The sequence below is a fragment of the Sutterella megalosphaeroides genome (assembly GCF_003609995.1).
Taxonomy (GTDB): Bacteria; Pseudomonadota; Gammaproteobacteria; order Burkholderiales; family Burkholderiaceae_F; genus Sutterella; species Sutterella megalosphaeroides.
In genome coordinates, this window is the sequence record NZ_AP018786.1 from 597848 (window position 1) to 620000 (window position 22153).

The window sequence follows — 22153 nt, forward strand, 5'->3', positions numbered from 1 at the left end:
ATTTCCTCAGATGAGATCGAACGCGGGCGGAAGGAGCGTGACGGAAAGCCCCATGCCGTAGACGAAGATGAGCGCGGTGAGCGCCGTCAGGCCCGCCGCAAGGAGCACCGAGCGCTTCCAGGCAAAGGACGGGTGCGCGAGCGTCGACGCGAAGACCGTGAGGAATGCGGAGAGCAGGAACCCGAACGGAAGAAGCGTCAGGGCGAAGATCACGGCGCTTCCGAGAATGACGAGAACGGGCATGGGACGCCAGGCGTGCAGGTTGAGGCGGTCGGCGTTGTCCGCATCGGCCGCACCGAGCCTGAGGCTCTTCAAAAGGACGGCCGTACCCGTCAGGGCCAAGCCGGCTCCGACGATTTTCGGGAAGTAGAGGGGGCCCATCTGAGCGAGCGTTCCGAGCTCGCCCTCACCGATGAAGGTCATGGCGCCGAGCCCCAAGAGGATGTAGAGCAGACCCGCAGCGAAGTCTTTGAGATTGTGAATGTGCATGAGTGTTCGTTCGGGCGCCCGTCGGTCGGGAGCCCGGATGCTTGCCCGCAACACGAGCGGACGCAAAACGGGAAGGCCGAGCGAACCGCTTCAAACGCTTGAAGCGGCTCAATCGGTTCGAACGGTTCGAACGGTTCGAGAAAGAACGCGGTTTCGGCCGGAAAACGCCTCGAAGAGCGAGGATCCGATGCTTCCGGATCCTTGCCCTCGAGGTAACCACGAAGAAGTGTACCGAGCTTGGGGGGCCAACGAAGAACGCCCCCGAAAGCGCGAGTGCTTGCGGGAGCGTCGGCGTCAAGCGAGCGGCCTCAGTCGACTCGCGCGCCCGAGAGGGCCACGAGTTCCTTGTATTTGGCGCGTTCCTCGACCATCAGTTTTCCGAAGTCTTCGGGCGACGTGGGCGATGCGACCGCACCGAACGCGGCGAATTTCTTCACCGTTTCGGGGTCGGCGAGTACCGGACGGATCGCGTCCGAGAGTTCGGCGACGAGGTTGTCGGGGGTCTTCGCGGGCACCATCAGACCGAACCACGTGTAGATGTCGAAGTCGGGTACCCCCGCTTCGGCCATGGTCGGAATTTCGGGCATGAGGGGGGACCGTTCCTTCGTCGTGACGGCAAGCGCCAGGAGTTTCCCCGCACGGATGTTCGCGGCGGAACTCGCGAGGTTGTCGAAGATCAGGTCCGTCTGGCCCGAGAGCACCGAGAGAAGCGCGGGCGACGCGCCCGCAAAGGGGATGTGAACGAGATCGATCCCGCAGCGGTTCTTGAGAAGTTCGCCCGCCATGTGACCGGCGGAGCCGTTGCCGCCCGAAGCGTAATTGAGCTTCCCCGGATTCGCCTTCGCGTAGTCGACGAGATCCTTGAGGGATTTGACGCCGGTCTTCGCGGAGAATTCCGGCGTGATGACGAGCACGTTCGGCGCCGTCGCGACGAGCGTCACGGGGCGGAAATCGTTTTCGGCGTCGTAGGGGAGATTCTTGAAGAGGAAGGGATTGATGGCGTGCGTTGCCACGGCCCCCATGACGAGCGTCATCCCGTCGGCGGGACGGCGCTTCACGTAGGCCATGCCGACGTTGCCGCCCGCTCCGGGGCGGTTTTCGACAACGACCGTACCGAGTACGGGTGCCACCGCATCGGCGATCGCGCGCGCGGAGACGTCCAGGGGGCCTCCGGGCGGGTACGGAACGACGATGCGAACGGGGCGGCTTCCTTCTCCCTTGATCGTCGCGGCGTGCGAGGCGATCGGAAAATAGGAGGCACTACTCAGTGCCACCACACCGATGGCACTCAACAAAGTGCGACGATTCAACATGAAAATCTCCTTGATTCGGGGATTCGTTTGGAAAAAAGGGCGGGGCGTTGTCCCCGTCCCCAAGAGGCTCCGAGATTTGCCGCTTCGGCAAAAAGGAGGGCCCGCTTCGATTCATTTAAGCACGGCGCACGGCCTTCCGAGGTCGTGCAAAAAGGCTCCGGCGCGCGGCCCGCAGTCAAATGAAAACTCTCTTGCGCCAACGCAGTGGGTCTCCAACGGAATGCTTAGACGGGTTCGCCTAGGCGGTTTCTCGCGTGCGGGCCTCCCGTCGCCCTTCCATCAAAGCCTTTGCGCGCCGATCGCGCATCGATCACGCGTCAATGCCCCAGCGTCGCGCAAGCTCGGAAAGCGCCCCGTCGGCGGCCAAATCCTCCCAGGCGCGCCGAAGAGCTTCCGCTCCCGCAAAGCCTCGACGCACGTAGAAGGCCTTGTATTCGACGGGGGTGAAACGTTGCGCAAGGACCGCGAGCCTCGCGTCGCGCGCCGCGTACCAGCGCGCTTCGGTGACGTCCGTCACCATCAAATCCCCTTCGCCCGCGGCGATGAGACCGGGGATTTCTTCGTTGACGGGATGAAGCCGCACGCGGGCGTGCGTAAGGTTCGCGTCCACCCAGGTTTCGTTCGTGCCGCCCGGGTTCTTGACGACGCGAAGGTTTTCGTTGTCGAACGCCTTGACTTCAAGCCCCGCGAAGCGCTCCCGATCCTCGCGCCGCACGAGCCCCGTTTTCCAAAAAGGGGCGTAGCGGGGAAGGGCCGTCGCCGTTCGGCACCGCTCGGGCGTCACGGATACGCCCCCGCAGACAAGATCGACCCGCCCCGAAACGAGGTCCGAAAAGAGGGTCTTCCAGGCGGAGGCGCACAGGACGACCCGTCCCGCAAAACCCGCCCGCTCGGCGAGAAGCTCCAGAAGTTCAGCGTCGTGCCCGACCACGTTGCCCTCGGTGTCGCGAAGCGCAAACGGAATGAAGTCCCCGGGGATCCCGACGCGAAGCGGCGTCGGTTCGGAGTCCGAGAGGAATTCGACGTTCTCATCCGGGCGGCGGGCGGTGCGAACTTCAAGATCGTCACAAACGGCGTCACAAAGAGCATCGCCCTCGGCGTATCGGGGCTCTTGCGCGGAGGCGTCCGACGGGTCGGAGCTTGCGGCGGGGGCGGGAACACAAGGCGGTCGGCGCATGGCGAAAAACAGGGAAAGATCGAGGGTTGTCGGAAGGACGAGCGTATTGGATTTTTTCTCAGTCGAGCTCAAGCGCAAGCGTCACGGGCGCGTGGTCCGAAGGCTGCGCGTTCGCGCGGGGACGGGCGTCGACGGTGCTCGCCTTCACCCGCGCGCGAAGCGCTTCGGAAACGAGCAGCAGGTCGATGCGAAGACCCCGGTTCTTCTCGAACCCCGCCTGGCGGTAATCCCACCACGAGTAGGTTTCGGGCGACTGGGGAAAGAGTCGGAAGGCGTCCGAGAGGCCGCACGTGCGCATGAGGCGCGCCAAAGCCGCGCGTTCGGGTTTGGAGACGAGGATTTGCCCTTCGCGCTCCGCGGGATTCCAGCAGTCGCGGTCTTCGGGCGCGATGTTGAAGTCGCCCCCGAGAACAAGGCGCGGGTTCGTGCGGAGGAATTCCCCCGTCACGCGCTCCAAGGCCGCGAACCAGTCGAGCTTGTAGAGGAACTTCCAACTGCCCGTCTCCATGCCGTTCGGGATGTAGCCCCCGCAAAAGACGAAGGCCTCGCCCCCGGCTGCGGGCGCGAGTTCCGTGGCGACGAAGCGCTTCTGCTCGTCGGGGAGGCCGGGAAGATTCAGGGTCGTGCGCTCGGGGTTCGCAACGCGAAGCGTCTCGCGTCGGTAAAGGAGCGCGACGCCGTTGTAGGTCTTTTGCCCCGTGAAGATCGCCTCATAGCCGGCCGCGGCCAAGGCCTCGACGGGAAACGCCTCGTCGACGAGCTTCGTTTCCTGCAGGACGACCGCGTCCGTGCGGGTTTCGGCAAGCCAGTCGAGCACCTGAGGAAGGCGCACTTTGAGGGAGTTGACGTTCCAGCTCGCAAGCGTGAGTGGGGTGGGCATCGGATGAACCTCGTTGCGATCGCGCGGGTCGCGCAAAAGTGAAAATTCGGAAAAACGTCTTCGTAGTGTAACCCGAGGGCCGCACTCGAAAGCACGGCACAAAAACGCCGCCCGAAGCACGGAGGGCTTCGGGCGGCGTGAAGGACGGTCTTACGGAGCTGAGGGCGAGCGCTTACTTCGCGGCGTCCTTCGCTTTCGTTTCAATGCCAGTCAGACGCAGGAGCGCGTCGATCGCGGGCTTCCTGCCGCGGAACGCAACGAAGTTTTCCATTGCGTCGCGGCTCGAACCGCGCTCGAGGATCTCCGTGAGGAAGCGCTTGCCCGTCGCGGGATCCAAGACGCCCGCTTCTTCGAAGGCCTCGAAGGCGTCGCAGGAGAGGACTTCCGCCCACTTGTAGCTGTAGTAGCCCGCGGCGTAGCCCCCCGCAAAGATGTGGGAGAAGCTCTGCGCGAAGCGGTTCCAGGCGGGCGGGAACGCCACCGCCACTTCGCGGCGCACGGCCTCGAGCACCCCCTGCACGGTCTCGTGCGCGGGGTCGAACGACGTGTGCAGGATCATGTCGAAGAGTGCGAATTCCACCTGACGCACGCACGCCATGCCGGCTTCGAAGTTCTTCGCCGCAAGCATCTTCGCAAAGAGTTCGTGCGGGAGCTTTTCGCCCGTTTCGACGTGCTTCGTCAAGGTCGCGACGACGCGCTCGTCCCAGGCGAAGTTTTCGAGGAACTGGCTCGGAAGTTCCACCGCGTCCCATTCGACGCCGTTGATCCCCGAGACGCCCGATTCGGTCTGGGCCGTAAGGACGTGGTGGAGCGTGTGCCCGAACTCGTGAAAGAGCGTCGTCACGTCGTCGTGCGTGAGGAGCGCGGGCGCGCCGTCGACGCCCGGCGTGAAGTTGCAGACGAGATAGGCCACAGGGGTCTGCAAAACGCCGTTGCGGAACGTGCGGGTGCGTTCCCCGTCCATCCAGGCGCCCGAGCGCTTGCCCGCGCGCGCGTAGAGGTCCGCGTAGAAGCTCGCGACGATCTTGCCCTCGCGAAGCACTTCGAAGTACTTCACGGTCGGGTGCCAGACGCTCGCGTCCGCGGCGCGGATCGTGATCCCGAAGAGCGTTTCCACGAGCGCGAAAAGGCCCGAAAAGACGGCGGGTTCCGTGAAGTAACGCTTCACTTCCGCGTCCGAATAGCTGTAGCGGGCTTCGCGGAGCTTTTCGGAAGCGTAGGCCTGGTCCCAGCTCTGAAGATCCTCAAGCCCGAGCGTCTCGCGGGCAAAAGCGCGCAATTCCTCCATGTCGCGCTCGGCCGCGGGCTTCGCGTGGGCGGCCAAATCGCGCAGGAACGCCATGACCTCGGCGGGGCTTTCGGCCATCTTCGTCTCAAGCGACAACGTGCCGTAGTCCGCAAAGCCGAGGAGCTTCGCCGTTTCGGCGCGCAACGCGAGGATTTCCGACATGAGGGGCGTGTTGTCGAAGCGCCCCCCGTCGAACTCCGACGCGCGCGTCGCAAACGCGCGGTAGAGCGTTTCGCGCAGTTCCCGATCTTCGCAGTAGCGCATGAAGGGAAGGTACGAGGGGAACTGAAGCGTCACGCGGTAGCCCGTGCGACCGGCGGCTTCGGCCTGCATGCGGTAGAGCGCAAGCGTGTCGGCGGGGATCCCTTTCAAGCGCGAGTCGTCCTCAAGGTCGAGCGTGTAGGCGTTCGTCGCGTCGAGCAGATTTTCGCTGAACTTTTGCGTGACGACCGACAGTCGCTCGCCGATTTCCTTCACGCGGGAGCGTTGCGCTTCGGGAAGCGCCGCCCCCGACAAGACGAAGTCGCGCAGTTCGCGCTCGACGAGGCGACGGCGCACGGGGGAGAGCGTTTCAAAGTCGGCGCTTTCGCGCATCGCCTTGTACTTCCCGTAGAGCGCTTCGTTTTGCGAGAGGCGGATGAAGCACTCCGACACCTTGGGAAGCGCCTCGTTGTAGGCGGCGCGCAACTCGGGCGTATCGACGACGCTTTGCAAGTGGGCGATCACGCCCCAGGTGCGGCCGAAGTCGTTCGCGGCCGCTTCAAGGGGCTCGACCACCGCGTCCCAGGCGGCGGGCGTTGCGGGGTCGGCGGCGTGCTCGAGCGCGGCGTTCACGCGCGCGAGCTGTGCCTCGACCGCGGGCGCGACGTGTTCGGGGCGCACGGCCGCGTAGTCGATGAGGCCGTCGAGCTGAAGAAGGGGGTTCGTTTGCTGAAGATCCTGTTCGGAAGTCGACATGTGAGCGTATTTTAAAAGCGGAGAATGAGAGAGAAGAAAATGCGGGCCTCAGTGCGCCTTCCCGAGACGACCTTCGGCCGATCGGATCGTGTTTTCGATCAGCATGGCAATCGTCATGGGGCCCACTCCCCCGGGAACCGGGGTCATGACGGACGCGCGGTCGACGACGTCGGGAGCGACGTCCCCGACGAGCCGGCCGCTCGGCAGTCGGTTCGTGCCGACGTCGATCACGACGGCGCCTTCCTTCACCATGTAGGCTTTGACGAGGTCGGCCTTTCCTGCGGCGGCGACGACGATGTCGGCCTGGCGGCAGAGTTCGGGCAAATTCGGCGTGCGGCTGTGCGCGATCGTGACGGTCGCGTCGGCGTCAAGGAGCATGAGCGCCATGGGTTTGCCGACGATCATCGAGCGCCCGATCACAAGGGCCTGCTTGCCTGCGGGGTCGATTTCGGCCGCTTTGAGGATTTCCATCACGCCTGCGGGCGTGCAGGGGCGAAAACCGGGGAGCCCCTGAAGAAGAGAGCCCGCCGACGTCGTATGAAAGCCGTCCACGTCCTTGGCGGGGTCGATGGCGGAGACGACCTTCGACGCGTCGACGTGCTCGGGCAACGGGAGCTGCACGAGAATGCCGTCCACCTCGGGATCGGCGTTGAGACGCGCGACTTCGGCGAGAACGGTTTCTTCGGTCGTTTCGTAGGGGAGCGTAATCTCGATCGAGCGCACGCTCGTACGTTCGCAGGCCCGCACTTTGTTGCGTACGTAGACGCGGCTTGCGGGATCGTCGCCCACGAGAACGACGGCGAGCGCCGGGTTGCGGGGGAGCGCTTCGGCGCGCACTTTCTGATCCGATTCCATGGCAAGAGCAAGCGCCTTGCCGCTGAAAAGCCTGGCAGTCATGGGGATGTCCTCGGAAAATGAAAAGAGATTCTCCGAGTGTAGCGGTATTCGGGGCGTATTCGGGCGGGCGTTTGCGCTTCGTCCCCCGAAACGACGACGAGGCACCCTTTCGGAGTGCCTCGTCGTCGGAGGTTGCGATCGGTTCAAACCCGATTCAAACCGCTCGAGCGTTCAATCGATCCGTCGATCAGTAGCGGCTGCCGGGATAGCGGTCGTGGCGCAGGACGCGCTCTTCGGCCTCGGTCGAGTGCGGAAGGCCCGTTTCGGCCGTGTGACCGGGCAGAGACGAGACGATTTCGGCGAGCGTGGAGCTCAACTGCGGGAAGAGTTCCGACTTGAGAACGACGCGCATCAGGTCGGCGACCGTGCCCGAGCCCGTCTTATCCATGATCGAGGCGCGGTGCGCTTCGACGGTCTTGATCGAGATCCCGAGGTCGTCGGCGATTTGCTTGTTCAGGCGCCCGTGCACGATGCGGTCGAGCACCTGCTGTTCGCGGGGCGTGAGCTTTTCGATGAGCGAGCGGTTCTGAAGCATCTCGAGGCGGCGACGGCGGATTTCGCGGGCGCGCTCCAACATGCGGTTGACGAGCTCTTTCACCTGCTGCTGTTTGAAGGGCTTCTGAATGAAGTCGACCGCTCCCTTTTTGAAGGCTTCGACCGCCTGCGGAACGTCGCCGTGGCCGGTGATGAAGATGAAAGGCGCGTCGACGCGTCGCTTGAGGAGGTGATCCTGAACGTCCGCACCCGACATGCCGGGCATGCGCAGGTCGCACAGAATCACGGACGGGACGTTTTCGTTGAACTGCGCGATGAACGTTTCGCCGCTTTCGTAATCTTCGACGCGGTAATCGTTGGCTTCGAGCAGCCACTTGAGCGAATCGCGCACGTCAAGGTCGTCGTCGACGATATAGACGATGCCGGGTACGTCGTTCGAATCGGCGCCGTAGTCGTAAGGAAGCATTCTGAGCAGTCTCCTCGAAATAATTGCTCTAAAAGTTTAGCGGGCTTGCGGCGACGTGGTCTCGGCGCCGCAGGCTCTTCCTTAAGGGTCGGGTGGCATCGAACGGTCTCAGGCCTCGCCCGTCCAGACGGGCACGGTAAAGGAGAACGTGGCGCCGCCCCCCGGAGTGTCGGTGATGCCGAGTCGGCCCCCGTGAAGCTCCGCAATCGAGCGGCAGATGTTGAGTCCCATCCCCATGCCTTCGGACTTCGTCGAGTAGAAGGCGTCGAAAAGCCGCGCTTTTTCCTCGTCGGAAATGCCCGGACCGTGGTCGATGACTTCAAAGCGTACCATGTTTTGATGCGCTTCAAGGCGTGCGACCCGTACCCGAATCGTGTGGTTGTCGCTTTCGAAAACAGCTTCCATGGCGTTTTTGAGGAGATTGAGAAGCAGTTGCTCCAGCATCACTTCGTCGCCCCTCAGAGTGGGAAGATTCTCCTCAAGGTCGATCTCCAGGCGTGCGTTGAGTTTTCGCGCCTGGATGTTCGCAAGTTCCATCGTTTCCTGGATCACCTTCGAAACAAGCACGGGCTCAAGCTTCGCGTCCGTCTTCTTCGCAAAGCCCCGGATGCGCTGGATGATCTTCCCCGCGCGCACCGCCTGGTTTTCGATGCGCTCGAAGGCGGTCCGGCACCGCTCGCTCGAAAGCGTCCCGTTTTCGAGCATCGTGTAAGCGCCCCCGGCGTAATTCGAAATGGCCGCAAGCGGCTGATTGAGTTCGTGCGCGAGGGAACTTGCCATTTCGCCCATCGTCACGAGGCGTTGCGTCGCTTCGGCGCGTCGCAGCTGCTGCTCGCGGGCGATTTCGAGTTCGCGGCGGGCCGTGATGTCGGTTGCGATCATGAGGCGCGCGTTTTCGCCCTTCGTCCAGACGAGCGGCCGCACGCGCACGTCGAACCACCGCTCGGTCGCTTCGTCGTAGAGGCCCTCGCGGTGTTCGGCTTCGGGCAGCGTCCTGAGGCTTTCGAGAAGCCGCACGGCCCCTTCGGACGAACGGCCGAAAAGCCGCTCGTAGCCGCGGTTCGCAAAATAGAGTTCGTCCGAGTCGGAAAGGACCGCAAGGGACGAGTTCAACGACTGCACGACGCGCGTGAAGCGGTCGTTGGCGGCCAACACCTCTTCGCGGGCGAGCGCCTGCGCGGTCACGTCGTAAAGCGCCCCGATGTAGCCGAGGCTGCGCCCGTTTTCGTCCTCCAGGGGTGAGAGACGCACTTCGGCGTGAAAGACTTCGCCCGACTTGCGCCGTGCGAGGAACGTGACGGGTTCGGGCGTGGGGTTCCCGGCCTTGAGAATCTCGTCGAGTCGCTCGTGAATGTCTTCGAGCCAGTAGGTGTAAGGCGGTCGCTGCCCGAGCAGATCCGACGCTTCGCAGCCGAGAATCTTCTGGAAGGTTTCGTTCACGTAGATGATGCGCCCTTCGCGGTCCGTGACGCGCAAGCCCACCACGGCCGACTCCGACATGGCGCGGCGAAGCGAATATTCGGCGGCAAGGAGCCGGTGCGAGCGGTGTTGCTGGCGCTGGTAGTAAAAGAGCCACGCAAGCGTCAGGGCGAGCATCACGGAGAGGCCCGCCACGAGAAAGACGGGGACCTTGTTCGTGGCGGAGAGCGCATGGTCGAAGCTCGTCCCGAGGATCGTCGTTTTGACGTCGCTCCGACGGCCGAGGAGCGTCAGAGGCGCCTCGTACCGCACGGCGCTCTCCGCGTCCGTCGACTGTTCGCGGTCGCCCTCCAGGACGTAGTCGCCGTTTTCAAGAAAAACGAAGCGGTAGCGGTCGTTGGAGGAAAAACGCACGGCGCTCGTCAAAAGGCGCGAGAGGTCGACGCGCGCAACGAGCACCTGCTGCGAGGAGGGGGTCGGGACGATCAGGTCCGCATAAACGAGCTGCGTGTCTTTGAGCGTGTAGAGCGGCGTGATTTCCGACGTATCCGTAATGAAGACCCGGGCTACGGCGGCCGTGAGTTCCTTCTCGGTGAGGAGCGCCCCGACCTGACGGCGCTCGATCGTGGGCGAGACGCTCGAGGTCCACGAGCGGATCACTTCGTTTTCTTTCGTGACGAGCGCGATCGAAGTCACCTCGCTGCGCTCCTCCATGAGGGTCGTCGCGGAGAGTTCGGCGCTTGCCATCGGGAAGCGCCCGTTTTGCACCTGCATGAGGCGCATGCTCGTTTTCTGAAGGAGTTCCGCCGTGCCGAGGATGCGCGACTCCAACGACTGCACGACGAGGTCGGTCGACTGCTGCAGACGGATTTCTTCGGCGCGCCGCTCCGAGTCGATGACAAGAAAGGAGACCACGATCAGACAGGCGGCAAGAAGAACGAGCGCGGCCCAGCTCGCCCAGAGACCGTACTTCGTGACTTTGGGGATCTGATCCGAAGTGGTGAGCTTTTGAAAGGCGTCGGCGACCGCCGTGACGGAGGAATCGGCTGGCATCGGTACAAAGGTCGGTTGAAAAAGAGAACGATTCTAACGGAGCGCTTGCGGGCGCAAAGACCGCAAACCCGCGGAAAGCCCCGCGAGGCCTTCGAAGAGCCCCTCGAAGGCCTTCGAAGGTTCTCCAAGAGCTCGACGGGAAAGCGCCCCGAAGCGAGTGTGCGCTCAGTCCGTTATTGTGAGCTTATTCGTTTGTGCTCGGGCACATAAACACGCCTCGAAAACGAAAAAAGCCGTTCGTCACAGGACTTGCGCCCCCGCGCTTCGATAAAATGCGCGCTGAGACAACTTTCACTCCCGTCGAGGTCGTGCCCCGCACGGCTCGCACAATCCGATACACGCTATGACCACCGATCAAAACGCCCTGAAGCGCGCCGTCGCGCGCGCCGCGCTCGAGTACGTCGAAGAAGGCCGCATCCTCGGCGTCGGCACGGGTTCCACCGTCGACTGCTTCATCGATTTGCTGCCCGAAATCCGCGAGCGGATTCCGGCCTGCGTGTCGAGCTCGGAGCGCTCCACGAAGCGCCTCGAAGCGCTCGGCTTCAAGGTGCTCGACATGAACGACGTCGAAGAAATCGGCGTCTACGTCGACGGTGCCGACGAAATCGATCCCTCGTTCGCGATGGTGAAGGGCGGGGGCGGCGCGCTCACGCGCGAAAAGATCGTCGCTTCCGTTTCGAAGACCTTCGTCTGCATCGCGGACGCGTCGAAGCAGGTCGACGTGCTCGGGCGTTTCCCCCTGCCCGTCGAAGTGATCCCGATGGCGGCGCGCGCCGTGAAGGCGAAACTCGAAGCGCTCGGCGCGACCGTGACGTTGCGCGACTTCGTCACCGACAACGGCAACGCCATTCTCGACGCGAAGGGCCTCGCGATTGCGGAACCCGAAAAGCTCGAAGCCGAAATCAACATGTGGCCGGGCGTCGTGACGGTGGGGCTTTTTGCCAAGCGCGGCGCGGATGTCCTTCTTCTCGGCACGACCGAGGGCGTGAAGACCTTCGCGAAGGGAGAATAAGCGCCCCTCGGCTCCTCGGAGCGCACCGAACAAGAAAAAGGCCCCGGCCGCGAGAGCGCGGTGTCGGGGCCTTTTTGCGCGCCCTCCCCGAGAGAGCGGAGAGGGGCGCGTGCGGGTGACTTACTTCGCGGGCGGCACGTAATTGGGCACCGTCATCCCTTCGGCGTCGCCGAAGAAGTAGCGCTCGCACTGCGCCATGAGGTGCTGACGGGCCGAGAGGTCGGCGAGGTTGAGGCCGTACTCGTTCACCATCATCGTCTGCAGACGGGTCCATTCGTCCCAGGCTTCCTTGCTGACGTTGCGCCAGATCTTCACGCCGAGTTCGCCGGGGAAGGGGGGATATTGGAGCCCTTCGGCTTCTTTCTTCAGTTTGACGCACTGGACCATGCGGGCCATGGCGGTCCTCCTATTCTCGTTGGTGTATGGACGGGCGAAGGTGCGCACGGGGCGCCCTTCGCGGCTGGGCTTGCGGACGCGTCTCGAAAATCAAAACGCACTTCGCCCCCGAGGGGCGGGGGTGCGCAAGGAGACGGTCGTTTTTCCGAAGTCTACCGCGGGAAGCACCCGCAACGAGGAAGAAAGTTTGCAAAGCCGTTAACATGTCGGCCTCGAACGATTTCACCAGTTTTTTTGGAAAGGCATTCCCGCATGTCGAACCGAGCACTCTTTGCCGCATTCAACAAGGTCCGCACGGACGTCGAGGGGGCGCTCGAAGCCTCCCGCAAGCGCGAGGAGGAAAAGCGCCTTCGCGAAGAGGCCGAGGCCCGCGAGGAGAAGCGCCGGGAGCGCGAAGCGCGTCAACGCGGGCAAACCCCCGCGAAAAGCACTCCGAAGCCCGCGGTGCCCGTCGCCAAGGCCGCAACGTCCTCTTCGTCCGCTCGCAACCCGAAGTCCGCCCCGACCCGCTCGGAGTCGGAACGCGTTCCCGTGCGCGAACCCAACGCCGCCACGAGCGCCTTCGGCGCGATGCTCGCGGGCGCGGCCCGCGAGAAAGGGGCGCTCTTCCGACGCGCCGACGCGCTCAAAAGCGAAGGGAATGCCGACAAAGCGGTGCCCGCCCCCGAGGGGAAGACGCACGAGGCCGCCCGCGCCTCCGATACGCAGCGCGACGGCAAGCGCGGCTCCGATCGCGGCAGGCAGCGGGACCCCAAAAACGAATCGAAGCGCGGCACCGGCGACAATCGCGAACTCCGCGAAAATCGAGAAAGCCGCGAACCCCGCAGCGCCCGGCCGAAGTCGTTGGAGCGCCTCTCCGAGCGCATGTCCTCCCGCAGCGCCGAAGCCCGCAATCGTGCGGCCGCCTCGGACGCAAGCGAGGCCGACCACGCCCGCCGCGCGCTCGATCGCCGCAAGGGCGAGCGTCGCCCGCGCCTTTCCTTTGCCGAACGACAGAATCCGATTCCGAAAATCGAACTCGCGCCGGGCCTTCCCGTTTCGGCGCGCGCCGACGAAGTGCGCAAAGCCATCGAAGACAACCGCGTGGTCGTCGTCTGCGGCGAAACGGGTTCCGGCAAAACCACGCAGCTTCCGAAGATCGCGCTCCTTGCGGGGCGCGGTCGCACGGGCATGATCGCTCACACGCAGCCCCGACGCATTGCGGCAAGTTCCATCGCGCGTCGCATCGCCGAAGAAATGAAGACGCCGCTCGGCGAAGTCGTGGGCTTCAAAGTGCGCTTTACGGATCAAACGTCTCCGGGCGCGACCGTGAAACTCATGACGGACGGGATTTTGCTGGCGGAAACGCAAACGGATCCCATGCTCGCCGCCTACGACACGATCATCATCGACGAAGCGCACGAGCGTTCGATCAACATCGACTTCCTCCTCGGGTATCTCAAGCGCCTGCTGCAGAAGCGCAGCGACCTCAAGGTGATCGTCACCTCGGCGACGATCGACGCGGAGCGCTTCGCGGAGCATTTCGCGATCGACGGGAAGAAGGCTCCGGTCCTCACGATTTCGGGCCGCACCTACCCCGTCGAAATCCGTTACCGCCCGATCGAAGACGCGGACGAAACGGACGATCACACGCTTCTCGGCGCAATCGACGACGCCTGTTCGGAACTCGAAGCCGAAGGGCGCGGGGACATTCTTGTTTTCCTCCCCGGCGAACACGAAATCCGCGAAGCCGCGGACTGGCTCCGGAAGAGCCGTCCGGCAACAACCGAAATTCTGCCCCTTTACGCGCGTCTTTCCGCCTCCGAGCAGGAACGGGTCTTCCGCCCGGGCGGCGCGCGCCGCATCGTCCTGGCGACAAACGTCGCGGAAACCTCCGTCACGGTGCCGGGGATTCGGTACGTGGTGGATACGGGGCTTGCGCGCGTCAAGCGCTACTCCTACCGTTCGAAAGTCGAGCAGCTTCTCGTCGAACCCGTGAGCCAAGCGTCCGCCAATCAGCGCGCGGGCCGCTGCGGGCGCGTTGCGGACGGGATCTGCATTCGCCTTTACGACGAAAACGACTTCAATCGTCGTGCGCCCTTCACGGACCCCGAAATCGTTCGCACGAACTTGGCGGGCGTGATTCTGCGCGCCATGAGCCTCAAGCTCGGCGACGTGCGCGAATTCCCCTTCGTCGAAGCGCCCCCGCCGCGCGCGATCGCGGACGGCTACCAGATCCTGCAGGAATTGGGTGCGGTCGACGCCGAAAGCGCCTTGACGGAAGTGGGCCGACAGCTCGCCAAACTTCCCGTCGACCCGAAGTTGGGGCGCATGCTCCTTGCGGGGAGTCGCTTCGGCGCTCTGCGCGAGGTGCTCCTCATCACTTCGGGCCTCTCGGTGCAGGATCCGCGCGAGCGCCCCGTCGACGAGCAGCAGGCGGCCGATCAGGCGCACAAGACGTTTGCCGACGAGAAGTCCGACTTCCTCTCCTACGTGAAGCTCTGGGACTGGTTCGTGAAAGCGAAGGCCGAAAAGGTCTCGAACCGGAAGTTCGAAACGGAACTGAAGAAAAAGTACCTGTCGCCTCGTCGTCTTCGCGAATGGGTCGACGTCGAGCGTCAGTTGGAGGGGCTCGTTGCCGAACTCGGCTGGCGCATCAACACGGCGCCCGCGACGTTCGAGGAGGTGCACCGCGCGCTTTTGACGGGGCTTCTCGGCAACATCGGATCCAAAACGGTCGAGAGCGACTTCCGTGCGCCCCCGTACGCGGGCGCGCGCGGGATCAAATTCTGGATTTGGCCGGGTTCGGTGCGCGCCAAAAAGGGCGGGCGCTGGATTTTCGCGGGCCAGATCATGGAAACGTCGAAGCTCTACGCGCGCTGTGTGGCCGAAATCGAGCCCGAGTGGATCGAGCAGGCGGCCGAGGGGCTCTTGAAGAAAGCGTGGTCCGAACCCCACTGGGAGAAGCGCCGCGGCGAAGTGGTCGCTTTCGAGCGCGCCACCCTCTACGGGCTCACGATCTACCAGGGGCGTCGCACGGCCTTCGCGCCCCACGACCCGAAGCTCGCGCGCGAACTCTTCATCCGCGAAGCGCTCGTCGCGGGCGAACTCGACGCGAAGGCCCCCTTCTACCACCACAACCGCCGGCTCGTTGCGCAAATCCGCGAGCTCGAACACAAGACCCGTCGCCCCGACGTGCTCGTCGACGACGAACTGATTTTCGAGTTCTACGACAAGGTGATCCCCGAGAACGTGTCCTCGGTCCGCACGCTCGAAGCGTGGCTGAAGGACCTCACGCCCGAGGAGGAAAAGCGCCTTCGTCTCTCGAAGGACGAACTCATGCGGCACGAGGCGGCGGGAGCCGCCACGGCCTACTTCCCGAAGTCCTTGGAAATGGCGGGCGTGACGATGCCGCTCACGTACCACTTCGAGCCGGGGTCGGTGCGCGACGGGGTGACGCTCACGGTGCCCTTGTTTGCGCTCAACCAGGTCGACGCCGTGCGCTGCGAGTGGCTCGTCCCCGGGATGATGAAGGAAAAGGCGCAGGTCCTTTTGAAGACGCTCCCGCAGAAGGTGCGCCGCAACTGCGTGCCGCTTGCGGACTATGCGGCGGGCTTTTGCGAGCGCCACGCCGATGCGGCCGAGCGCACGCGCCCGTTTGTCGAAGCGCTTGAAGCGGACGTGCGCGAAACGACGGGCGTACCGTGCCGCGCGAGCGACTTCAAGTCGGAGCAGCTCCCCGCGCACCTCATCATGAATTTCAAGGTGGTGGACGAGCACGGGCGTCAGCTCGGCATGGGGCGCAATCTTGCGGAACTCCGCGCCGAACTCGGCGAAGCCGCCCAGGAAACCTTCCGAAGCGTCGCGCAGCAGGACGCGGCCGTGGCGGCCGATTTGTCCGACGCGGTGACGGATTGGGATTTCGGGGAACTCCCCGAACTCATGGAAATCTCCCGCGGGGGTCAGACCCTGATCGGCCACCCGGCGCTCGTCGACAAGGGGACGGTCTGCGCGATCGAAGTGTTCGACGACCCGCGCGAAGCGCAAAAAGAGCACGAAAAGGGGCTGCGACGCCTCTTCCGTCTGTCCCTCAAGGAGCAGGTGAAGTTCGTCGAACGGAGCCTGCGCGAACTCGGGCGCGAGCAGATGCAGGCGTCCGTCGTCCCGGGGCTCGCACGGAACTTCGAAAACATCGAAGAGCTCACGAACGACGTGGTCGACGCGGTGCTGAATGCGACCGCCCTGGCGGAGCCCCGTCCCGCCGACGAAGCCTCTTTCCGCGAGCGGCGCGAAAGCGTGCGCGGGCGTCTGACGCTCGTGGCGGGCGAGGTGACGCGTTTGCTCGTCGAAATCGTTCGCGAAGCGGCGCCGATTCCTTTGAAGCTCAAGCGCCTCTCGTCCGAAAAAGAACTCGTCGCGGACGTGACGCAGCAGTTGGAGCGGCTCTTTCCGAAGCATGCTTTTGCGCAGGTGCCGCTTTCGAACCTCATGCACTACCCGCGTTATTTGAAGGCGATCGTCTACCGGCTCGATCGGTACGCGGACGACCCCGAACGGGACCGCACCCGCATGCGGGACGCGGAGCGCTTGACGACCGAGTGGCTCCGCGCGGTCGCGGCGCGCCGAGGCGAGCGCGATCCGCACCTCGTCGAGTTCGGATGGCTTTTGGAGGAGTTGCGCGTGTCGCTTTTCGCGCAGCAGCTGCGCACCCCCATGCCCGTGAGCGTGAAGCGTCTCGAACGCGTCTGGGCGTCGATTGCGCGCCTCTGAGCCTTTGAGCCGCCGAGTCTCGGAGCGCGCGGAGGGTCGGGCGACGCTCGCAAGTCCTTGTTTTCAGAAGAGGCCCTTTTGCAACAAAAGGTAAGGAAGAGGGGCTTTCGAAGAGGGACCTCATCCGACGGATGAGTAAAATTGCGGGATGCACTCGCCGGAGGGCGTCGGTTTGCGACGCCCTCCGGCCTTTTCAAATGCGCATTCCCCTTGATGCGCTTTCTCGTCGCCCCGAGTTTCCCTTCGCATCCATGCCTTCCGCCGCCCTCGCTCGCTCCGCTTCCCTTTCGTTGAAGACGCTCGTTCTCGCCGCCTCGGTTTCGGGGCTTCTCTTCGCCAACGGCATCCTTGTGCCCGAAGCTCAAGCCGCCCAGGCCGCTCAAACGACGCAAACCGCTCAAAATTCGGCGAAGACCGCGGGCGCGAAGAAGACCTCCGCGAAGACGAGCGCCAGGAAGGCAACGGCCAAAAAGACGTCGGCGAAGAAAACAAAACGCAACATGAAGCGCACGTCGCTTCGCCGCCGCACCGGGGCCGCGCCCTCGCAGGCGACGTTGGCGGGGCTGCGCAAGACCGAAGATCCGCTCGCGCTCGGGAGTTCCGTCGCGTACGTGATCGACCAGGATACGGGCGAAGAGCTTGTCGTTAAGAACGCGGACATTCCGCTTCCGATCGCCTCCGTCACGAAGCTCATGACGGCCTTGGTCATCGCGGAAAGCGACCTCCCCTTGGACGGCAAAGTGCGCATCACGCGCGAAGACTACGTGCGCTCGAACGCCACGTCGAAGCTTCGCAACGGCATGACGATGACGCGCGAAGCGCTTCTCAAGGCGGCGCTCGTTTCGAGCGACAACCGTGCGGCCCATGCTTTGGCGCGCACGTACCCGGGCGGGAAGAAAGCCTTTGTTCGTGCGATGAACGAAAAGGCGGCAGCCCTCGGCATGACGAACTCCTTTTTCGCGGACCCGACGGGGCTCGACAACCGCAACCATTCGAGCGCCCGCGACCTCGGGAAGCTCGTTTCCGCGGTCTACGAATATCAGACGATCCGCACCGCGTCGACCCTTCCTTCCGCGCGCGTTCGCGCCGGTCGCCAGGTGCTCGACTTCCGCACCACGAATCGCCTGATCGGCGACCCCTCCTGGAAGATCGGCATCCAGAAGACGGGTTTCACGACCGCGGCGGGCCGCTGCATGGTGGTGCAAAGCGAAGTGGGCGAACGCCGCCTCGTGATGGTGGTGCTCGACAGCCCCGACAACTCGCAGCGGGCGCTCGACATGCGCACGATGCGCACCTTCGTCGAAGCGGAAGAAGCCTTCAAGCGCGACTTCTCGGACGCGGTGCCGTACGAACTCTTTTGAGTTCGAGAAGTCCGAAGCACGGAAGACGAGAACACACGAACAAAAGAGAAAGGCCGCCCGAACACGTTCGGACGGCCTTTTTGATTTTTCTCTTTTTCGTCTTCCCTCCGTCCCCCGTTTGCCGTCCGGGCACGCGTTTCGCGTGCCCGGACGGCAAAAGGAAAGCGGAACGGTCGGGCGCGACGTCAGGCTTCGGCTTTCGCTTCGGCCTCTTCGCACTTCTCGCCCTTCGTTTCCGTCAGGCGTTCCGCCACGATTTCGGCGATGTCGCGAACGAGCGTTTCTTCGTCACCGGTCGTAGCCTTCGCCGATTCGAGCATCGTGAGGCAGTGCGGGCACGCAACCGCGACGCGGCGGGCGCCCGTCTTTTTGAGGTCTTCGAGACGTACGATGTTGACGGGCTTCGGGTTCTTCGTCTCGGCCCACATCTGCCCGCCCCCGGCGCCGCAGCAGAGGGTCTTTTCGCCCGTCTCTTCGGGGTAGAGGGGACGGGTGGCGGCGTCGAGCACGGAGCGGGGCGCGTTCGTCACGCCGTTCAAGCGCGCGAGGTAGCAGGGGTCGTGGTAGACTGTCGCGGTCGCGTCGGGGGAGATCCCCGCAAGGCGCCCGGCTTCGATCAACTCCCGGATGAAGGTTGCGTGGTCGACGACCGGCACCTCGGGGAAGCCTTCGAAGGTCGGGTATTCGTTCGCAAGCGTATTGAAGCAGTGCGGGCAGGCCGTGAGGATCCGGTCGAACGCATAGTTCGCGAAATTCTCGATGTTCTCCTGCGCGGCCGTCTGGAAGAGGTACTCTTCGCCGAGACGACGCGCGAATTCGCCGTGGCAGCGCTCTTCGCTCATGACGGCGAATTTGACGCCCGCGGCACGCAGAATCGTCACGACGGCGCGCGCGACCTTGCGGGCGCGACGGTCGTAGCTTGCCGCACACCCGACCCAGTAAAGGACGTCGTAGTGTTCGCCCGGTTCCGCCACGGGGAGATCCAGATCCTTCCCCCAGTCGAGGCGTTCGTAGGGATCGAGCCCCCAGGGGTTCCCGACCGAGGCGGTGTTTTCCAGGGCCGTCGCGGCCCCTTCGGGGAAGGCCCCTTCTTCAAGCGCCAAGTGCCGACGCATGCGCACGATCAGGTCGGGCGTCTGAATTTCCGCGGGGCACGCGCGGGCGCACGCGCCGCAGGTCGTGCAGGAGAAGAGCTCCTCGTGCGTGACGACGTCGCCCGTGAGATGCTTCCCGTCGTCGGGAAGGCCCGCCGCGAGTCGCTCGGCGCGTTCGCGAAGCTTCATCACGATGGTGCGGGGCGCAAGGGGCGTACCCGCACGCACGGCCGGGCACACGTCGTTGCAGCGACCGCACTCGACGCACCCTTCCAACTGGAAGCGCTCGTGCGCGGACAGCTGCTCGATGTGCGAAAGCCCGAACGTTTCCTGCTCTTCGATCGCTTCGATCTTGGGAAGGCGCCCCAAAGGAGCGGCCTTGCGGTGGAAGATCGACAAGGGCGTACGGTACATGTGCCCGTAGAAGGTCAAGGGAATCGTTGCGATGAAGGCCAAAGCCGCAAGGCCGTGGACGGTCCAAAGAAGAACGTGCACGGATTCGAGCCCCGCACGCTCGATGCCGAGCGCGATGAACATCTTCGCCGCGACGGAGCCCACGGGCGAGAAGCTCATCCAGAGAGGCTGCTCGACTGCAAGTCGGAGGCCTTCGACCGCGTACCCCGAAAGCACGATGAAGGCAAGCGACGCATAGGCCCAAAGGAACCGGTCCGTGCGGGGAAGCGTCACGCTCTTCATGCGGCGCACGAACCCGATGAGAAGCGCCGCCAGCACGGCAACGCCCGCAACGTCGAGGATCAGCTTGTAGGCGAGGTAGACGTTGCCGCGCAGAAACTGCGTGCCGAAGACGTAGTGGCCGATGTCCCAGTCGAGGGTCGCCAAGGCCGTCCCCAGAAAGAGGAAGAAAAAGCCGACGACGAGCGCGGCGTGCACGTTCCCGAAGGCCGTTTCCCGAATGCGGTCCGCAAAGAGCACCGCACGCAGGGTGCGCTTCAGAGCCTGCGGATCCTTTTCGGTCTTGGTCGACGGATCTCCGAGTGCGCCTTCGCGCGTCAGCTTCATCCCTCGGACGATGCCCCAGACGCACAAAGCGACGGCGGCAAGCCCGACGACATAGACGCCGATTTCTCCCCAAAGGGGAACGTTCCAAAAGCCGGGACGCACCGGCATGTCGGGGGGTAGGGGTGTGGTCATAGGGCACCTCGGGCCGAAGGGCGGCCGCCCGCAAACGGAGCGGCGACCCCGGGAAAAACGGAAAAAGGGCGAAAAGGGGAGAGAGACGGAAGGCAACAACTCCCGAAAGCCGTGCGTTTCCGGGAGCCCTCCCGACGGACGGCTATTCTAACGAAGGGGACGGTGCGCCAACGGGTGCGCAAAAGAGACTTTCGAGAGGGTCCCGCTGCCCCGAACGCCGAAAAAACAAAAAACCCGCACCGATCGTCATCGGTACGGGTTCTTGTGTTTGGTTGCGGGGGGAGGATTTGAACCTCCGACCTTCGGGTTATGAGCCCGACGAGCTACCGGGCTGCTCCACCCCGCGGTAATTCTGTCGTCGCTAATCAGTAGCGAGACTTGAATTGTGCCTGAGGACTTTCGAGTTGTCAAGGATGATTTCCGCGCTCCACCCCAATTAGAGGTAACAATTTGTAAGAGAACAGCTGAAAATCCAGCTTTTTATGGTCAACTCATTGAAATTCAAGGAAAAGATTTTTGCGCCCCTTGATCGGAGGCCGCTTTCCTGCAATGCGTTCGCTCACCCTCATCCTGCTCCTCAACCCTCGCCCCTTCCGTCGACACCCCCGGTCCCGACCGTTCCGAACGGCCCGGGTGGGGGAGGGGGGTACCCTCTCCCCCACCCGGGGGAGGCCCCCTGCGGGGAAGTTTTCGTCGATTCAATGCCCGACGGGGGTGCGTAAGGTCCGTCGAAAGGAGTAGCGTTTATAATCTCCGCCGTTGGTCGGCTTCCCCATTTCATCCCGCGTTTCCACGGGAGGCGGGGCTTTTTCGAGCCCCGACCCCGACGTCCGATCCGTTTTTCCCCAGGGCGGGGGCGCCAAGTTCGTCTTCGCCCGCAACGACACGGCTTCTGCTTTCTTATGACGCTCTACAACATTGCGCGACGCGTTCTTTTCTCGATGAACCCCGAAACGGCTCATGCCGTCACGATGGCCAACCTCGACTGGGTGGTGCACACGGGTCTTCACAAGCTCATCACCCACATGCCCGACGAAGATCCCGTCACGGTGATGGGCGTGCGCTTCCCGAACACGATCGGTCTGGCGGCCGGCATGGACAAGGACGGCACGCGCGTGAGCGCGTTCGGCGGTCTCGGCTTCGGCCACGTTGAAATCGGCACGATCACGCCGCTCGCGCAGCCCGGCAATCCCAAGCCCCGCCTCTTCCGTTTGATCCCCGCCGAAGGCGTCATCAACCGCATGGGCTTCAACAACGAAGGCGTCGTGCAGGTTCTCGAAAACCTACGTTCGGCCGACGCCTTCCGCCTTCGCGGCGGCGTCCTCGGGATCAACATCGGCAAGAACGCCGTGACCCCGATCGAAAACGCTCTTTCCGACTACGTGAAGTGCCTCGACGCGGTGTACGACCACGCCGACTACATCGCGGTGAACATTTCGTCCCCGAACACGAAGAACCTGCGCACGCTCCAGGGCGAAGGCGAACTCGATCACCTCGTGAAGGGCATCACCGAAAAGCGCGCCGACCTCAAGGCGCAGCGCAACGGCAAGCATGTGCCGATCGCCGTGAAGCTCGCTCCGGACTTGGAAAACGACGAAATCCTCCGCTGCGTCGACACGCTCATGAAGTACGGCATCGACGCCGTGATTGCGACGAACACCACGATCGGTCGCAAGCGTGTTCAGGGTCTCCTGCACGCCGAAGAAACGGGCGGCCTCTCGGGGGCTCCGCTTCGCGAACGTTCGACCGAAGTCGTGCGCCTTGTGGCCGAGCATGTGAAGGGGGAACTTCCGATCATCGCCTCGGGCGGCGTCATGTCGGGTGCGGACGCCGTGGAAAAGATGGAAGCGGGCGCTCAGCTCGTGCAGCTCTTTACGGGCTTCATCTATAAGGGCCCCGCTCTCATCGCCGAATGCTCCGAAGCGGTCGCCGCCTGGCGCCGCTCTCAGCAGAAG

The 22153-nt window shown here is 63.9% G+C and carries 14 protein-coding genes and 1 tRNA gene (1 of these 15 only partly in view); 4 read left to right on the forward strand and 11 right to left on the reverse strand.

Annotation, left to right across the window (positions count from 1 at the left end; all coding sequences use genetic code 11):
- Positions 1-6 precede the first annotated feature (6 nt).
- From S6FBBBH3_RS02825 to S6FBBBH3_RS02860, 8 genes are all read right to left on the reverse strand, one after another.
- A complete protein-coding gene (locus tag S6FBBBH3_RS02825; protein WP_120176330.1) occupies positions 7-489 on the reverse strand; it encodes a tripartite tricarboxylate transporter TctB family protein in 483 nt (160 codons plus the stop codon).
- Between the two features lie 308 nt (positions 490-797).
- A complete protein-coding gene (locus S6FBBBH3_RS02830) occupies positions 798-1802 on the reverse strand; it encodes a Bug family tripartite tricarboxylate transporter substrate binding protein (RefSeq protein WP_179950564.1) in 1005 nt (334 codons plus the stop codon).
- A 310-nt stretch (positions 1803-2112) separates the two neighbouring features.
- Entirely contained in the window at positions 2113-2979 is an 867-nt protein-coding gene (locus tag S6FBBBH3_RS02835; RefSeq protein ID WP_123957628.1) for a transporter substrate-binding domain-containing protein, read from the reverse strand.
- A gap of 58 nt (positions 2980-3037) precedes the next feature.
- Positions 3038-3859 (reverse strand): exodeoxyribonuclease III, encoded by an 822-nt coding sequence (xth, locus tag S6FBBBH3_RS02840; protein ID WP_120177798.1) that lies wholly within the window; start codon positions 3857-3859, stop codon positions 3038-3040.
- Positions 3860-4031: 172 nt separating this feature from the next.
- Positions 4032-6104, reverse strand: coding sequence for a M3 family metallopeptidase (locus S6FBBBH3_RS02845; RefSeq protein ID WP_120176332.1), 2073 nt, complete (start codon positions 6102-6104; stop codon positions 4032-4034).
- 48 nt (positions 6105-6152) lie between these two features.
- Complete coding sequence (folD, locus tag S6FBBBH3_RS02850) at positions 6153-7001, reverse strand: bifunctional methylenetetrahydrofolate dehydrogenase/methenyltetrahydrofolate cyclohydrolase FolD (RefSeq protein ID WP_120176333.1); 849 nt, start codon at positions 6999-7001, stop codon at positions 6153-6155.
- Positions 7002-7188: 187 nt separating this feature from the next.
- On the reverse strand, positions 7189-7962 hold the full coding sequence (locus S6FBBBH3_RS02855; RefSeq protein WP_120176334.1) for a response regulator transcription factor: 774 nt from the start codon (positions 7960-7962) through the stop codon (positions 7189-7191).
- A 108-nt stretch (positions 7963-8070) separates the two neighbouring features.
- Positions 8071-10434: a PAS domain-containing sensor histidine kinase gene (locus S6FBBBH3_RS02860; RefSeq protein WP_120176335.1), complete on the reverse strand. Its 2364-nt coding sequence runs from the start codon at positions 10432-10434 to the stop codon at positions 8071-8073.
- Positions 10435-10777: 343 nt separating this feature from the next.
- On the opposite strand from S6FBBBH3_RS02860, the gene rpiA reads away from it, so the two are divergent.
- A complete protein-coding gene (rpiA, locus tag S6FBBBH3_RS02865; RefSeq protein WP_120176336.1) occupies positions 10778-11446 on the forward strand; it encodes a ribose-5-phosphate isomerase RpiA in 669 nt (222 codons plus the stop codon).
- 120 nt (positions 11447-11566) lie between these two features.
- Here rpiA and S6FBBBH3_RS02870 read toward each other — a convergent pair whose 3' ends face one another.
- On the reverse strand, positions 11567-11842 hold the full coding sequence (locus S6FBBBH3_RS02870; RefSeq protein WP_120176337.1) for an oxidative damage protection protein: 276 nt from the start codon (positions 11840-11842) through the stop codon (positions 11567-11569).
- 252 nt (positions 11843-12094) lie between these two features.
- On the opposite strand from S6FBBBH3_RS02870, the gene hrpA reads away from it, so the two are divergent.
- Together hrpA and S6FBBBH3_RS02880 are read left to right on the forward strand one after the other, a co-directional pair.
- A complete protein-coding gene (gene hrpA / locus S6FBBBH3_RS02875; RefSeq protein ID WP_120176338.1) occupies positions 12095-16591 on the forward strand; it encodes an ATP-dependent RNA helicase HrpA in 4497 nt (1498 codons plus the stop codon).
- Between the two features lie 197 nt (positions 16592-16788).
- Positions 16789-17952: a D-alanyl-D-alanine carboxypeptidase family protein gene (locus S6FBBBH3_RS02880; protein ID WP_232008819.1), complete on the forward strand. Its 1164-nt coding sequence runs from the start codon at positions 16789-16791 to the stop codon at positions 17950-17952.
- A 185-nt stretch (positions 17953-18137) separates the two neighbouring features.
- Here S6FBBBH3_RS02880 and S6FBBBH3_RS02885 read toward each other — a convergent pair whose 3' ends face one another.
- Both S6FBBBH3_RS02885 and S6FBBBH3_RS02890 read right to left on the reverse strand, forming a co-directional pair.
- Positions 18138-20198 carry a (Fe-S)-binding protein gene (locus tag S6FBBBH3_RS02885; RefSeq protein ID WP_120176339.1) on the reverse strand — a complete coding sequence of 687 codons (2061 nt, stop codon included), beginning with the start codon at positions 20196-20198 and terminating at the stop codon, positions 18138-18140.
- A gap of 269 nt (positions 20199-20467) precedes the next feature.
- Positions 20468-20544 (reverse strand) — tRNA-Met (locus tag S6FBBBH3_RS02890).
- A 556-nt stretch (positions 20545-21100) separates the two neighbouring features.
- Between S6FBBBH3_RS02890 and S6FBBBH3_RS02895 the strand changes: the two genes are divergently transcribed.
- Positions 21101-22153, forward strand: the 5' portion of a protein-coding gene (locus S6FBBBH3_RS02895; protein ID WP_120176340.1) for a quinone-dependent dihydroorotate dehydrogenase. The gene runs 6 nt beyond the window's last position; only the first 1053 of its 1059 coding nucleotides appear in the window; its start codon is at positions 21101-21103; its stop codon lies off the right edge, out of view.

Bases quoted from the DNA above. Each gene is read 5' to 3' on its own strand.
- S6FBBBH3_RS02825 (WP_120176330.1), bottom strand. From the start codon at position 489: ATGCACATTCACAATCTCAAAGACTTCGCTGCGGGTCTGCTCTACATC.
- S6FBBBH3_RS02830 (WP_179950564.1), bottom strand. From the start codon at position 1,802: ATGTTGAATCGTCGCACTTTGTTGAGTGCCATCGGTGTGGTGGCACTG.
- S6FBBBH3_RS02835 (WP_123957628.1), bottom strand. From the start codon at position 2,979: ATGCGCCGACCGCCTTGTGTTCCCGCCCCCGCCGCAAGCTCCGACCCG.
- xth (WP_120177798.1), bottom strand. From the start codon at position 3,859: ATGCCCACCCCACTCACGCTTGCGAGCTGGAACGTCAACTCCCTCAAA.
- S6FBBBH3_RS02845 (WP_120176332.1), bottom strand. From the start codon at position 6,104: ATGTCGACTTCCGAACAGGATCTTCAGCAAACGAACCCCCTTCTTCAG.
- folD (WP_120176333.1), bottom strand. From the start codon at position 7,001: ATGACTGCCAGGCTTTTCAGCGGCAAGGCGCTTGCTCTTGCCATGGAA.
- S6FBBBH3_RS02855 (WP_120176334.1), bottom strand. From the start codon at position 7,962: ATGCTTCCTTACGACTACGGCGCCGATTCGAACGACGTACCCGGCATC.
- S6FBBBH3_RS02860 (WP_120176335.1), bottom strand. From the start codon at position 10,434: ATGCCAGCCGATTCCTCCGTCACGGCGGTCGCCGACGCCTTTCAAAAG.
- rpiA (WP_120176336.1), top strand. From the start codon at position 10,778: ATGACCACCGATCAAAACGCCCTGAAGCGCGCCGTCGCGCGCGCCGCG.
- S6FBBBH3_RS02870 (WP_120176337.1), bottom strand. From the start codon at position 11,842: ATGGCCCGCATGGTCCAGTGCGTCAAACTGAAGAAAGAAGCCGAAGGG.
- hrpA (WP_120176338.1), top strand. From the start codon at position 12,095: ATGTCGAACCGAGCACTCTTTGCCGCATTCAACAAGGTCCGCACGGAC.
- S6FBBBH3_RS02880 (WP_232008819.1), top strand. From the start codon at position 16,789: ATGCGCATTCCCCTTGATGCGCTTTCTCGTCGCCCCGAGTTTCCCTTC.
- S6FBBBH3_RS02885 (WP_120176339.1), bottom strand. From the start codon at position 20,198: ATGACCACACCCCTACCCCCCGACATGCCGGTGCGTCCCGGCTTTTGG.